Here is a 14,264-nt window from a genome sequence, read left to right as displayed (position 1 = left end):
ATGCATCCCCTTTTAGAAAAAGCTCATAAAATCAAACAGAACCTAAATTGGTCGCTGATTTTTGGCGTGAGCTTTTTTTTAGTTGTTATTATTGGCTTAGTGCAAATTACAACGGGTGTATCTGATTGGTTAGTAAAAAATAAAGATGCACAAATAAAGCACTTAACGGTGCAAGGGCATCCTAAATACACAGATGAAACCGCAATAATAACAGCAATAAAAAAAGCGGATTTAAGTAGTTTTTTTGAGCTTGATGTAAAACATGTACAACAGCTAGTGCAAAATCTACCTTGGGTGGCCACTGTATCGGTGCGAAAACAATGGCCTGATACGATTCAGGTTTACGTTGTTGAACACGAGGCGGTTGCGCATTGGAATAGTGACTTGTTGATTAATAACAACGGTGAGGCTTTTCAAGCTCGCAGCGATAAGTTAAGTAAAGATTTACCTCAGTTATTCGGCCCAGAAGGGAGCGAACAAGAAGCATGGATTGCTTTTAAGCAGTTTGACGAAATGCTTAAAGTAAACGCGTTAACGCTTAAAAGTTTAGCGTTATCAGAGCGTTTTTCTTGGCAGCTTTGGCTTGATAGCGGGGTGCGCTTAAATTTAGGGCGTAGGGATAAAGCCAAGCGTGTTCAACGTTTTATAGACGTTTACCCACGTATGGAATATCCAGAAAAAGCACAGATAGATGCAGTCGATTTACGGTATGATACCGGCCTTGCAGTGAGCTTTAAGCCAGTGCAAGAAGAACAATTACAAAATAAGAGTAAGGCATGACTAAGTCAGCAGAAAGAAACCTCGTGATTGGATTAGACGTTGGTACCTCGAAAGTGGTAGCCACGGTAGGTGAAATCACCGCAGATAACAAGCTCAGCATTGTTGGTGTGGGCAGCCAGGTATCCCATGGTATGGATAAAGGTGGCGTTAACGATTTAAACTTAGTGTCTGAGTCGATTCGCCGCGCTATAGACGAAGCCGAATTAATGGCAGATTGTCGAATTAGTTCGGTGTACTTGGGGATTTCTGGTAAACATATTCAATGCCAGAACGAAAGCGGTGTTGTTGCTATTAATAATACTGAAGTAACAGACGAAGATATTGAAAATGTGATTCACATTGCGCGTTCTGTGCCTATTTCAGCTGAACGTAAAATGCTGCATGCACTACCGCAAGAGTACAGCATAGACATGCAAGAAGGAATTAAAAACCCACTAGGCATGAGCGGTGTGCGTATGGAGGCACGTGCTCACATTATTACCTGCTCTAACGACATGGCTAAAAACATAGAGAAATGTGTTGAGCGTTGCGGCCTTGAAGTCGACCAATTGATATTTACAGCATTGGCTTCTTGTTATTCAGTTCTTACAGATGATGAAAAAGAGCTTGGAGTCGCTGTACTCGATATTGGTGGTGGTACAATGGACATCACTATTTATATCAACGGTGCGCTGCGCCATTCAGCAGTAATCCCTGTGGCGGGTAATCAGGTAACGGGTGATATTGCAAAAATATTTCGTACACCTATATCGCATGCAGAGTCACTCAAAGTACAATACGCATGTGCAAGCAGCCAATTGGCAAGCAGTGAAGACACTATTGAAGTACCAAGTGTAGGCGGGCGCCCTGCAAGATTAATGTCACGTCATACATTATCAGAGGTGGTAGAGCCTCGTTTCAGAGAATTATTTGAACTTGCGATGGAAGAAATTCGTCGTTCAGGTTTAGAGGACCAAATTGCGGCAGGTCTCGTTATAACAGGCGGAACTGCCAAAATGACTGGTGCAATGGAAGTGGCGGAAGACATTTTTCAAATGCCAGTAAGAATAGGTAAACCAATCGGGATGGTTGGTTTAACAGACTACGTAGATGATCCTTCGTACGCAACCGCTGTTGGTTTGTTACAATACGGGCGCACCATGCAATCGATGAATGCACAAAAGTCGAAAGCAGAGGATAACAATAATTGGTGGAACCGCATTACTAAATGGTTTCAAGGCGAGTTTTAAGACTCAAGTCGGAGAGTGAACATGTTTGATATAATGGAACAACACAGCGAAGAAGCTGTAATAAAAGTAATTGGCGTGGGCGGCGGCGGCGGTAACGCTGTTGAGCACATGGTAAAACAGCAAATCGAAGGCGTGCGCTTTATTGCCGCTAATACAGATGCGCAAGCATTACGAAATTCGGCTGCTGATGTAACAGTTCAATTAGGCACACAAATAACCTCTGGGTTAGGTGCGGGTGCAAACCCTGAAGTAGGCCGCGAATCGGCTGAAGAAGATGCAGAGACTATTCGTGCAAGCCTTGAAGGTGCCGACATGGTATTTATCGCAGCTGGCATGGGCGGCGGTACAGGTACAGGGGCTGCGCCTGTGGTTGCTAAAATTGCTAAAGAGCTGGGTATTTTAACTGTTGCGGTAGTGACGCGTCCTTTCGACTTTGAAGGTAAGAAGCGTGCAGCGGCAGCTGAACAAGGTATCAGCGAGTTGTCAGAAATTGTAGACTCGCTTATTACAATTCCGAACAATAAATTACTTAAAGTTTTAGGCAAAGGCACTACACTTCTAGATGCATTTGCTAAAGCTAATGACGTATTATTTGGTGCGGTACAAGGTATTGCAGAACTCATTACGCGATCTGGTTTAATTAACGTGGATTTCGCTGACGTACGAACTGTTATGTCTGCTATGGGTACTGCTATGATGGGTACTGCATCTGCGTCGGGTCCTGATCGTGCACAAGAAGCCGCAGAAGCTGCTATTTCAAGCCCATTATTGGAAGACGTTGATTTAACAGGTGCCAAAGGTATCTTAGTTAATATCACCGCGGGTATGGATATTGCGATTGAAGAATTCGAAATTGTCGGTAACCACGTTAAAGCACTTGCCTCTGAGAACGCAACGGTTGTTGTGGGTGCGGTAATTGATCCTGAAATGAGCGACGAGTTACGTGTAACTGTAGTTGCAACGGGGTTAGGCGGCGATCGTCGTCCACAGTTTGGTATTGTTGATAACGGTTTTAAAAAGGCTTCGGGTTCTGATGTTGCAAACACGTCTAACCAAGCAAGCAGCATGTATGTGCCTAGCTTTGCGAGCCAAGATAGCACCGATGAAAGTGCAGCTAAAGCACAAACTGAAAGCACAGAAAAAGCGAGTTCAGCAAGTTCTAGCAATACAGCAAGCTCGTCGTCGCAAACGAGTAAAAAAGCGGATAAATCAGAGGGTGGTGATTACTTTGACATCCCTGCATTTTTACGCAAACAAGCAGACTAATAAAAAACGTTATTTTGCTGGTAAATTGAGCGAATATTGTAAGGCGCGCGTATATATGATACTATCCGCCGTCTAACTGTAATAAATTTAAGTGAGCGAACCTATGATTAAACAGCGTACGATTGCAGAAGTAGTCAAAGCCATAGGAATTGGACTTCATAAAGGTGAGAAGGTCACAATAACTCTCCGACCTGCGAGCGCAAATACTGGGATTGTATTTCGTCGTGTCGACCTTGATCCGGTTGTTGAATTTGAAACAACACCTGAAGCCGTTGGCGATACGCAGTTGTGTACCTGTTTAATTAACAAAGATGGCGTTCGTTTATCAACTACTGAGCACCTAATTGCTGCGGTTGCAGCAATGGGGATTGATAACCTAATTGTAGAATTAGACAGCTCAGAAGTGCCAATTATGGATGGTAGTGCATTACCATTTATTTATTTATTACAAAAAGGCGGCATTGAAGAGCAAAATGCAGCTAAACGCTTTATTCGTATTAAAGAAAAAGTACGTATTGAAGAAGGTGACAAATGGGCCGAAGTAGAACCGTACGACGGTTTTCACATCGACTTTGAAATTGCTTTTGATCACCCGGCTATTAACGAAAGTCGTCAGCGTGTTGGTTTAGACATCACCGCTCAAAGCTTTACTGAAGAAATTAGCCGTGCTCGTACCTTTGGTTTTATGAAAGACATTGAATACATGCATGCTAATAACCTTGCTCTAGGTGGCAGCATGGACAGCGCAGTAGTACTTGACGAGTTTAAAGTACTAAACCCAAATGGTTTGCGCTACAGCGATGAGTTCGTTAAGCACAAAATACTAGACTGTGTTGGTGACATGTTTATGACAGGCCATAACATTTTAGGTAAGGTGACTGCGTTTAAGTCGGGTCACGATTTAAACAATAAGTTGCTTCGTAAAGTAATGGCAACCGAGTCAGCGTGGGAGTGGGCAACATTTGAAACGCCTGTAACGATGCCTGCACCCGGTCTTGAGTTAGCAACAGCCTAACCAAGTATTTTAAAGTACACACTTAAAACAGTTACAAAAAATGACGCTTATTAGCGTCATTTTTTTTGCTATGTATCTATTCTTTTAAAATAGTAAGTTTTAAAAATTAAATACCTAAAATGGCTTGTAGTTGTTCTAATTTGGTTATTGTGTAAGTGGGGGTTATTCCTTCTGGTAATTGTTCACCAGGGTGTTGCAACCAACATGTATCTATACCTGCATTATTACCGCCAAGTATGTCACTTGATGCGGTATCACCCACCATTAATATTTGACCCTTATTTGGGTTACCCATCAGTTCGAACGTATGTTCAAAAATAGCTTTGTTAGGTTTTGCTATACCTACAAGCTCAGAAATAACTAACCATTCAAACATATCTTTTAAACCCGTATGCTCTAAACGTACTGTTTGCAGGCGAGCAAAGCCATTAGTAATGATGCCTAACCTAGCATGAGGCTTTAATTTATTAAGCAACTCAACAGCACCTGGTAATGGCTCACAAATTTGCGCCATTGCATCTAAAAATGCATCGTTTAACTCTTTAGCGGATACATTTAATTTTGCTGACCATTCGTTAAAGCGGGTTACCTGTAAGTAATCAGCGCTAATAACGCCATTTTGATAATCAACCCACAGTTGTTTATTGGTTTTTTGATAGTGAATGTAATCGTCTTTAGTAAAGTTAACGCCGTATTTTTTAAACATACGGGTCATACCGGCTAATATATCAAACCTAAATAAAGTTTCGTCTGCATCAAACAACACGTAGCTGTATTTCATTCAATTTCCTGTATTTTATTTGCGATAAAGGTCGCTATGTAAAAAGGGTGCCATGGCCAAAGTTAGTGCTTGGGTATAGGTACTTTCGCGTGTTGCATGGTTATTTGTAAGCAGGCCAATGGCGCCGCCTTTTTGTTTTATATTTGTGGTGTTAAATGCTTTATCCATTACATCGCCAAGCTCTTCGCCATTAAGTAATGCTTTAAAAAGTATATTGGGTAATGGAAGGTTACTGCTTCGCCCTACAACCTGTTCTGTGGTGTTATCAATAACAACATAGGCAAAGGTCGCTGCACCATAGCTAAATTGCTCTGCACCGCCTTCCATTGCCACGTAGTAATCGGCTTGATGGTGCTTTTTACAATAGTTAACACGGTTTTGCGCGCCAATACGTGTTTCATCTTCACCAATAGGTTGATCTGGCACGTTTGAAGGAGCGTTAACACCTAGGCAATCAATGGTGTTATTTGGAAAGTACATAGTAAAAATATGCTTTGCTGCATTTATTTTTACTGGATTTTTAGATCCAACTATAACTTTTAACAATGATGACATGCTGATCTCGTATTGAGTAAAATCAGCAGTGTACGTGACTTCTGTTAAACAAAAAAGAGCACCAGAGCGATAATACTAAATAGGTAAATCAAGCGGAGCAAGGTTCTCTAGTGCGCGCTTTTTCATAATAATATCTTTTATCAGCGGTGTTAATACAAGCTCCATTGCAAGGCCCATTTTACCGCCCGGTACTACCAGCGTATTAATACGCGACATAAAGCTACCTTCAATCATTCTCAGATAATAAGGAAAATCAACATCTTCAATGCCTCTAAAGCGGATCACAACAAAGCTTTCATCAAGTGATGGAATGTCTTTTGCGCTAAATGGGTTTGATGTATCAACGGTAGGCACACGCTGAAAGTTAATATGCGTTCGTGAAAACTGAGGGGTAATATGATTTATGTAATCGTCCATACTACGCACAATTGACCCCATCACGGCTTCGCGAGAGTGGCCACGCTCTGAAGTATCGCGGATTAGCTTTTGTATCCACTCAAGATTAATAATAGGCACCATGCCTATGAGTAAATCAACATGCTTGGCTACATCAACGTCTTGGTCAACAACTCCGCCATGCAAACCTTCGTAGAACAAAATATCTGTATTATGCTCAAGGTCTTGCCAAGGAGTAAATGTGCCTGGCAGTTGGTTATAAGGTACAGCTTCATCAAAGGTGTGCAAGTAGCGGCGCAATTTGCCTTGCCCTGTTTCACCATAATTACTAAATAACGATTCAAGGGCGCCAAAGTCGTTAGCTTCACGGCCAAAATAACTAATATGTTTACTTTCTTGTTGGGCTTCGCGTATTTTTTTGTCCATTTCGGGGCGTGTATAACGATGAAAACTATCACCTTCAATAAATGCTGCCTGAATATTTAGGCTACGAAAAATGTGCTTAATGGCATTGGTCGTGGTGGTTGTACCCGCACCCGATGAACCAGTAATTGCAATGATAGGATTTTTAGCTGACATGTTAATTCTCTTTTTTAGGACCAGGCTATATAACCAGACTAAACTTAACACTTTTTTAAGTCGTTTGGGTATCTTACGTGTTGACTGACTAAGCTCAAGTGACGCCATCAGCAAATAACGTTATCATGAGGTGCTTAAAATTAAAACGAGAGAAAGCATGAAACTTTTAAAACCACTACTTAGCTTCTTTTCATTAAGTGCGTTAGCCGCAGGTTGTGCACACGCTAACATGCCTAAAAGCCAAATATTACTTGCTGATTTAGATACGCCATATGGTGTTCAAGTGACCATAGTAAGCGACAAAACAAGTTACAATAACCAGCCTTACTTAATTAATGACGATTTATACTTTACCCATGAGGTATTAACTAATAACCAAAGCCAAACCGATATTGCACACTACAATTTAACAACACGTGAAATAACTAACTTAACAAATACACCTGTCAGTGAGTATTCGCCAACGTTAATGCCTAATAAAACAAGTTTGTCAGCCATTGTTGTAGAGGCCGACTCAAAACAAAAGTTGTGGCAGTATCCGCTTGATACACAAAGTGCGCCTAGTCGTATTTTTGATTGGATAGAGCCTGTTGGCTACCATGCTTGGGGCATTAAAAACGATTTAGTGATGTTTATTTTAGGTCAGCCGCATACGCTTCAATACACCTCAGTAGACGCTGCTAGAGGTGAAATAGCCGCCAGTGATATTTCTCGTACACTTATTTATAACCACAACGCGGCGATGTTTTTATTTAGTTACACTAAAAATGATGAGCATATTTTAGCGAGCTTTAATCCACAAAATAAACAAGTAGGCGATTTATTAAGGCTACCCACTCAGGTACAAGACTTCATTTTAAAAGATGATAAAACAATTGCTTACGCTATTAAAAATCGTGTTTATCAACGTAAGCTCGATGGCAGTAATGAGATATCGCAATGGCTTGATTTAAGCACTTACTGCGAAACTAATATCACCCGAATGAGTTACAACAATGATAAGCTTGCATTTGTATGCGACGTAACACAATAAAGTAAGACTTCAAACTGCGTATGCGTTAAGGTGATACGCAAATTAACGAATAGGGATAAACATGGCGTACAGTGCAGATGAGTTAACAGAGCAGCTTATAAAACTACAATGCAGAAGTAATTTTAAAATTAAAAACATTGCTGAATACATGTTAGTTAATTCTAAAGAGGCCTTTTACACTCACAGTGAAAGCGGTAAAGGTAAAATAGTGATTCGCCCTGCGTTTGAAGTGTTTAGCGATGACTTTAATGACATAGATGGTGTAACACGTGCACAAGGGTATTTTCATAGTAGTGAAATGACCCGTTTTCCAACTCGTATATATAAAAGCGCTCAACCAATTCATTATGGTGTCGCATTTAAAATAAATTCAGAGCAAGCTGCAAAAGACTTTATTGCTAAGTTGACGATGATCATTGGTAATTAATCTGAACTTTAGTTAAGAAGTTTTTTATCCGTAATTTGAGTTAATTAGTTTCGCCCTAAAATTATAAAGCCGCTGAGTGAATACTCAGCGGCTTTTTTATAGCTTAATCACATAGTGGTTATTTACTGTTTAAGAAGCTATTAACCGAATCAAGCTCGCGTTTTTTTAGTGCAATACAATCAAGCGTACTTTCTTCTAGTTTACTCAATGTACGGCTGTACCCAGGCACTTCTGAAATTTTATCGTTAAAGAAGTTTTGAGTGGTTGCTAAGCTTTTGGCATCACAGCCTACGGTTGTAAAGTACGGTAAATTAGGAATAAAGAACGGCGGTAAACTTGCTGTTACTTTATCGTAATTGTTATAAACCCAATCGATAAATAATGCTTGGCGCTCTTCTGTGTAACTTTGCCCAGATAAAATAGTACGCATATCAGAGGCGGTTACTTCATCAGTTAAGCTGTAAGCCAGAACCGCATTTTGTAATTCAGACTCACCAAAAAAGCCCATAGCAGCTAGCATGTTAGTGCGCACTTGTGGGTCTTTAGTCGTTTTAAATGTTGTCATGAATTGATCAAGCAAGGCTTTATCACCATGAAAAGCAGCGAGTCTTAAATAAACACCTGCTAAGTATGGGTCTACTTTTTGTGGATTAGTTAAATACACTTGCGTTTGTTCTTTGGCTTTATTGATTACGTTTTGGTCTTCGCCATCAAAGCCTAAGCGTGATATAACGGCTGCACGAAGTTGCGACACTGCACCATCTTCGTCAATTTTTGCCTCTAAACCATATTTTTTAGCAGCAGGAGTCACTGCATCGCGGATAAATGCAGGCCATAAGTCTTTATTGCTTTCATCTTTGAACGTACGTTGCTGCGATACTAAGTAGCCCAGTGCAGTATTTGCTACACGAGGGTGGCTGTCACTTACAAATACTTCAAGTGTTTGCATTAACTTGGCGGCAGAGATAACGCCAGCCTTAAGCAGTGCATCGGTGGCCGATAATAGCGCTAAACGTTCGCGGTCAGTCAGCACTGTTGGCGCGTTTTCAATTAATGCGTTAAATTGCGCATCATCCATTACCCAGCGGTAGTAGCCAAGAGCACCTTGGTCAGGGTAAATCCACTCTGGTGCAAAATCTAAATCAAGCGTTTGGCTTTGTTTGTTTAGTAAAACACTGGCTGTTTTAACGTTGTCGCCTGCACCGTATTTAATCGTTACTGGCACATTCCAAAGTTGTGCTGGCGCATCAACACCTGCATTTACAAAGCGGCTTTGTGAAATGGTTACTTTTTTGCCTTGCTGTTTAACACTCACAAGAGGGAAAGAAGACTGCTCGATAAATGATTTTAAAACACTGGCTACATCTTTATTTGATGCTTTACCTAGTGCTTGCCATAAGTCAGCCGCTTCTGCATTTTTATAAGAGAAGTCTTTTAAGTAACGCTGAATCCCTTTTTGGAATGCTTCTTCGCCAATCCAGTTTTCAACCATTGCAAGTACTGAGCTACCTTTACTGTATGCAAGGCCTAAACCGTCCATAATGTCAGCTTCGGTTTTAATTGGCTTACGAATAGGCTTAGTGCTTAAGCGGGCGTCTAATGCCATTACGTTATTTTGTGGTAAGTCTAAATGTGATTCAAACTCAGGATTTAGCTGCTTGGTCATTTTAGCTGCCATCCAGCTTGCAAACGCTTCGTTTAACCACAGGTCATTCCACCACTTCATGGTTACCAAGTTACCGTACCATTGGTGTGCTAGTTCGTGAGCAATAATAGATACGTTACGTTGTTTCTTACTGCGTGTCGCTGCTGCTAAATCAACGAGTAAAATGTCTTCGCGGTAAGTTACTAAGCCTGAGTTTTCCATTGCGCCAAATGGAAATTCAGGCACGGCAACTGAGTCTAGTTTTTTATAAACATAAGGAATACCAAAATACTCTTCTAATGCTGCAAGTACGCGCGGCATATTATCTTTAGCATATTCGGCTAAATGAATTTTACCTTGAGGAGTAATAACACGCCCAGGAATGGGCATCCCTTCAATGTCTATTTCTTCAAACGGGCCAACAGCCATTGCAACTAAATACGATGGAATAGGCGGTGTTTTATCAAAAAAGTGGGTCGTCATATCACCATTTATTGTTGTTTTTAGTTCTGGTGTATTGGCATATACTTTTTGTGAACTTGGAGCCGTTATTGTTAACTGAAAAGGAATTTTATAGCTTGGTTCATCAAAAACGGGGAAGGCACGACGTGCATCACTCATTTCAAATTGGGTAAATAGGTAAGGTGTACCTTGATCCAATGTTTTGTATAACCCCACACTTTGGCGGTTGTAGGGAGCAGAAAAATCAATATTAAGTGTGTATTTACCTGGTTGAATTTTTTCATCACAGCTAAATTTAACTTTACCTGTTTTAAGTATTTCATTACTTAAGTCACAGTTTTCTTTACCTAAAAGTTGCGCCATTTTTACAGCATAATCCACACCGTTTAGCTCAATGTAATGTGTTGGTTTTAATACTTCTAAGGCAATTTCAGTCATCCCTGTGAATGTATCTTTGCTTGGGTCGAGCGTTAGCGATACATTTTGCGAACTTGGTTTTGCGAGTTTTTCGATAACGAATTCGTTAGCGTTTGCTGCATTTATTGCTAGCGCAACACTCACAGTTAAGAGGCTTTTAAGAAACATAGTGATCCCTTGTTTATTGTTAGAAACGCCCAGATTTTATGGGTACAGTTTATCCTACCAGTTTTTGTGAGGCGCGTAATTGATTTAAGAAGTGGCTTTGATGGTAAATAGTAACAAAGTTTGTCAGTGACTTTCGCGTGATAGAAAACGTTGCCAGCTGAGTTGTGTATTTATAATACGTACTTGTTGAATAACCGTATTTAATAAGCTGATTTCATCAAACTGATTATCTGGGTATTCATTAAAACCCATTAAATAATTAAAAGCATCTTTAGAGTTAGCCTGAAGCGCATAAATACGCACTTGTTGTTCAAAGTTAAGGCGTAAGCTACTAATGGCGGTTTTCATACCGAGCTGGTCAACGTTGGGGATATCACATTTTTGCAAATAGCCGGCACGATCGCCTTCACCCGAAAACCAAATACGTACTTTTTCACTGTATCTGCCTGTTTTAGCCGGGAGATCAAACATAAGCCGCTGGTGGTTTTTAGACTTTATAAACTCAACATAATCGCTAAATCCTGCATCGATAAGTGCTTTATGTACAGGGACTAAGCGGGGCTTTATTTTACCGTGAGTATGAAAGCTAAAACATAAAATATCATCAATAATACAAAGATCATCAAGTGTTAAACAGCCAATTTCATCACTGTAAGCACCGCTGTAATAGGCTATTAGTGGCAGCCAAAAGTGCCAATGTTTTGCTTGCTCGCGAGGGAGTCGAACATCACCGTATATATATCCATTATAAATAGTGTGCAGTTCCATGGCTGAAAAAGGGCGGCGACCAAGATGGGTTTTCAACGTAATACCTTGAAAATAGTGAGATGTTTTATTTTATACCCAACTAGCACTAGATGCTAGTCGGGTTATCAGGCTTTAAGGTCCTGTGTGTAAATTATTATTCACTTAATGCACGAGCTAAACCCGTTGGTTCAATCTCTACACATACTTGGTCATCATTCCAATTTATGCCAACTAATGCGTCGTCCTCATTTAAATCTTCAACCCATGCATCTAAAAATTCATCAAGGTTAATTTCTACCGGACTGTAATCTTTCCATTCTTCTTTACACTGCGCTTTAGCCGCTTCTTCACTTTCCCAAAGCAGTAAAACATCAGTGTCGTCAAATTGGTTTGAGTCGCACACTACAAAGCCATTATCTTCTGCGCCCAGTGCCCAAATGACTTCGCTAACACGTACTTTTTCTACGAAGTTAACTAGCTGTGATTCAATTTCAATATCGCTCATGTGTTTACCTTATTAAGTTAGTGACGAGGATTAGTTTCTATTGCTGATTGACGTTCGCTAAATTGTGCATGAAATGCAACAAGTTCACTGTACTGACTAAAGTCAGTTAATTCACGAAAGCTAATCCAATCAAGCAGGCAGTATAAACTGATGTTGAGGTATTCACAGCTTTTAAATTGTTCATCGTTTAAATGATTGTTTAAAAAGCTTAATGTTTGTTCTATTCGCTCATTTTGCAGATTAAAAAATAATGCATCGCTTTGTGTATCTAAACCTGAGCGCTTGCATAATAGCATTTCAACAAGCGAGTCGTTGCAGGCATTAATAGTGGTAAGTAAGTGCTCTTGCGGCCAGTTTAGCTTTGATTTGCCTGTTTTCTCTAATAAGTAGCGTATTATTGAGTTTGAGTCGCTCAATGTTAAATCACCATCAATTAAAATAGGTATTTTACGGGCTGGGTTTTTATTGGCCATTTTAGGGCGGTCTTGAGCTGAAAATATGTCTAAGCTTATAAGCTCTATATTACAGTTGTTTTGCAGAGCCCATATTCTAATTCGACGAACGTAAGGTGAGGGAACAGAACCAATTAATTGCATAATCACTCCAAAAAAAAGCCGCTAAAGCGGCTTTTATTAAACGTTAATAGCAGTAAAGCTCAATTTATTCTGAACGGCTAGTAACTTCAAGTAAATGGTAACCAAATTGCGTTTGTACAGGGCCCTGTACCTGGTTTATTGGGGCAGAAAAAACCACTTTATCAAACTCAGGAACCATCATACCTGGGCCAAACTCACCCAGAGCGCCGCCGTCTTGTCCTGATGGGCAATTAGAATGTACTTTTGCTAATTCAGCAAAGTCTTCGCCTTGTTCAATTTTTGTTTTTAAGTCTAAACATTGTGCTTCGCTGTCTACCAAAATGTGTCGTGCGCTTGCCACTGCCATAAAATCTCCTGATTATAAGTGGTGTTTTTTTAACCTAGTGTATTGCCATACTAGTTAGTTTGTACAAATTGTACCAGTATAAATTTAGATTTTAGACAGGGAATTTTCCACTGCCTTAATCATTTTTTCTGAATCTGGTTTTACTTTGCTGTTAAATCGTAAAATTGTTTTACGATCAGCAGATACTAAATATTTATAAAAGTTCCAATTGGGCGAACTTGTTTGCTCGTTTAAATGCTTGAATATAGGATTTGCATCACTTCCTCTCACTTCGCTGGTGGCGAACATAGGAAAGGTGACCCCATAATTAATAAAACAGACTTTGGCCGTTTCTTTTTCGTTATCTTCTTCTTGAAAAAAGTCATCAGAAGGGAAGCCCAATATTACAAGCCCTTCGTCTTTGTATGTTTTGTGTAGTTTTTCTAAGCTTTCAAACTGAGGGGTGAAGCCACAGTTACTCGCAGTATTAACAATTAACAGAGGTTTGTTTTTGTAGTCGCATAAATTAATGGACTCTTTAGAGCGAAGCTTTCGGATATCAACGTTAGTAAAATCGTCACAGGCTTGGGGATTTACGGCTTCATTATTTGGCTGTGTTTGTGCCATTAAAGTTGAACTAACCAGCAACGCAGTAAACCCTATTATCATTTTTTTAAGCATTATATTACCTAACTATCCGATTGTTTGATTGGCTGATCATACGCTAATATGGAGGAAATTGATCAACCACTTAAATTTACTATGACAACTCGCTTAGCAACTATTGACGACCTTAATGATATTGTCGCCATTTATAACGAAACCATAGAAGGGCGAATGGTAACGGCAGATACCGAAGAAGTAACCGTTGAAGAAAAAAAAGATTGGTTTAATAGTCATACACAAAAACGCCCAATTTATGTGTATTGCGAAAACGATACTGTACTTGCCTGGGTGAGTTATAAATCGTTTTACGGACGCCCTGCTTACGACGGAACCGTAGAAATGAGCATTTACATAACTAAAAATGCACAAGGTAAAGGCTTGGGTAAAAAGTTAATGCAGTTTGCGCAATCGGAGGCTAAAAAGCTTGATATTAACGTGTTACTTGGCTTTATTTTTAGCCATAATTTGCCAAGCGTAAAGTTATTTAAGCACTTTGGTTTTGATGTGTGGGGGGAGTTACCAAACGTTGCCGTTATGGATAATAACTTATACAGCCTAACCATATTTGGTAAGCATTTAGAATAAGTTACGCTTATTTATTGGTCATATTTGTTTACAAATAACGCACAGGAATGTGTGTTATTTTCGTGTTTTTATACTACGCTGGTAACA

The 14,264-nt window shown here is 39.9% G+C and carries 16 protein-coding genes; 7 read left to right on the top strand and 9 right to left on the bottom strand.

Features of this window, described 5'->3' with window-relative positions; translation table 11 throughout:
* The 4 genes from CWB65_RS08525 to lpxC all read left to right on the top strand — a co-directional run bounded on the left by CWB65_RS08525 (position 1) and on the right by lpxC (position 4,290).
* The gene (locus CWB65_RS08525) at positions 1-780 is read left to right on the top strand and encodes a cell division protein FtsQ/DivIB (RefSeq protein WP_006792148.1); all 780 of its coding nucleotides are present in this window, start codon (positions 1-3) and stop codon (positions 778-780) included.
* Positions 777-2,009, top strand: a complete 1,233-nt coding sequence (gene ftsA, locus CWB65_RS08520; RefSeq protein WP_010555687.1) for a cell division protein FtsA — start codon at positions 777-779, stop codon at positions 2,007-2,009. Before CWB65_RS08525 ends, ftsA begins: the two co-directional genes overlap by 4 nt.
* Before the next feature lie 21 nt (positions 2,010-2,030).
* Positions 2,031-3,275 (top strand): cell division protein FtsZ, encoded by a 1,245-nt coding sequence (ftsZ, locus tag CWB65_RS08515; RefSeq protein ID WP_138740412.1) that lies wholly within the window; start codon positions 2,031-2,033, stop codon positions 3,273-3,275.
* A 103-nt stretch (positions 3,276-3,378) separates the two neighbouring features.
* Positions 3,379-4,290 (top strand): UDP-3-O-acyl-N-acetylglucosamine deacetylase, encoded by a 912-nt coding sequence (gene lpxC / locus CWB65_RS08510; protein WP_008126813.1) that lies wholly within the window; start codon positions 3,379-3,381, stop codon positions 4,288-4,290.
* A gap of 106 nt (positions 4,291-4,396) precedes the next feature.
* On the opposite strand, the gene yjjG is transcribed toward lpxC, so the two are convergent.
* The 3 genes from yjjG to CWB65_RS08495 form a co-directional block, all read right to left on the bottom strand.
* Entirely contained in the window at positions 4,397-5,071 is a 675-nt protein-coding gene (gene yjjG / locus CWB65_RS08505) for a pyrimidine 5'-nucleotidase (protein ID WP_138740411.1), read from the bottom strand.
* A 15-nt stretch (positions 5,072-5,086) separates the two neighbouring features.
* The gene (gene yjjX, locus CWB65_RS08500) at positions 5,087-5,626 is read right to left on the bottom strand and encodes an inosine/xanthosine triphosphatase (protein ID WP_138740410.1); all 540 of its coding nucleotides are present in this window, start codon (positions 5,624-5,626) and stop codon (positions 5,087-5,089) included.
* Between the two features lie 75 nt (positions 5,627-5,701).
* Positions 5,702-6,601 carry a phosphoribulokinase gene (locus CWB65_RS08495; RefSeq protein ID WP_138740409.1) on the bottom strand — a complete coding sequence of 300 codons (900 nt, stop codon included), beginning with the start codon at positions 6,599-6,601 and terminating at the stop codon, positions 5,702-5,704.
* 157 nt (positions 6,602-6,758) lie between these two features.
* Between CWB65_RS08495 and CWB65_RS08490 the strand changes: the two genes are divergently transcribed.
* Positions 6,759-7,634: a TolB-like translocation protein gene (locus tag CWB65_RS08490; RefSeq protein ID WP_138740408.1), complete on the top strand. Its 876-nt coding sequence runs from the start codon at positions 6,759-6,761 to the stop codon at positions 7,632-7,634.
* A gap of 61 nt (positions 7,635-7,695) precedes the next feature.
* Positions 7,696-8,061, top strand: coding sequence for a hypothetical protein (locus CWB65_RS08485; RefSeq protein ID WP_006794078.1), 366 nt, complete (start codon positions 7,696-7,698; stop codon positions 8,059-8,061).
* Between the two features lie 118 nt (positions 8,062-8,179).
* On the opposite strand, the gene CWB65_RS08480 is transcribed toward CWB65_RS08485, so the two are convergent.
* The 6 genes from CWB65_RS08480 to CWB65_RS08455 form a co-directional block, all read right to left on the bottom strand.
* Positions 8,180-10,753: a M1 family metallopeptidase gene (locus tag CWB65_RS08480; RefSeq protein WP_058433123.1), complete on the bottom strand. Its 2,574-nt coding sequence runs from the start codon at positions 10,751-10,753 to the stop codon at positions 8,180-8,182.
* Positions 10,754-10,876: 123 nt separating this feature from the next.
* Positions 10,877-11,557, bottom strand: a complete 681-nt coding sequence (locus CWB65_RS08475; RefSeq protein ID WP_033019772.1) for a site-specific integrase — start codon at positions 11,555-11,557, stop codon at positions 10,877-10,879.
* Between the two features lie 97 nt (positions 11,558-11,654).
* Positions 11,655-12,005, bottom strand: coding sequence for a DUF2750 domain-containing protein (locus CWB65_RS08470; protein ID WP_006794081.1), 351 nt, complete (start codon positions 12,003-12,005; stop codon positions 11,655-11,657).
* 17 nt (positions 12,006-12,022) lie between these two features.
* Positions 12,023-12,601, bottom strand: coding sequence for a glutathione S-transferase family protein (locus CWB65_RS08465; protein ID WP_138740407.1), 579 nt, complete (start codon positions 12,599-12,601; stop codon positions 12,023-12,025).
* A gap of 64 nt (positions 12,602-12,665) precedes the next feature.
* Positions 12,666-12,947, bottom strand: coding sequence for a peptidylprolyl isomerase (locus tag CWB65_RS08460; protein ID WP_006794083.1), 282 nt, complete (start codon positions 12,945-12,947; stop codon positions 12,666-12,668).
* 84 nt (positions 12,948-13,031) lie between these two features.
* On the bottom strand, positions 13,032-13,607 hold the full coding sequence (locus CWB65_RS08455) for a glutathione peroxidase (protein WP_006794084.1): 576 nt from the start codon (positions 13,605-13,607) through the stop codon (positions 13,032-13,034).
* 81 nt (positions 13,608-13,688) lie between these two features.
* Between CWB65_RS08455 and CWB65_RS08450 the strand changes: the two genes are divergently transcribed.
* Positions 13,689-14,177, top strand: a complete 489-nt coding sequence (locus tag CWB65_RS08450; protein ID WP_033024928.1) for a GNAT family N-acetyltransferase — start codon at positions 13,689-13,691, stop codon at positions 14,175-14,177.
* Positions 14,178-14,264: the final 87 nt, after the last annotated feature.

Origin of the sequence: Pseudoalteromonas sp. S554 (genome assembly GCF_005930865.1) — a bacterium.
Taxonomy (GTDB): Bacteria; Pseudomonadota; Gammaproteobacteria; order Enterobacterales; family Alteromonadaceae; genus Pseudoalteromonas; species Pseudoalteromonas marina.
This window is presented reverse-complemented; position numbering and strand designations above follow the sequence as displayed.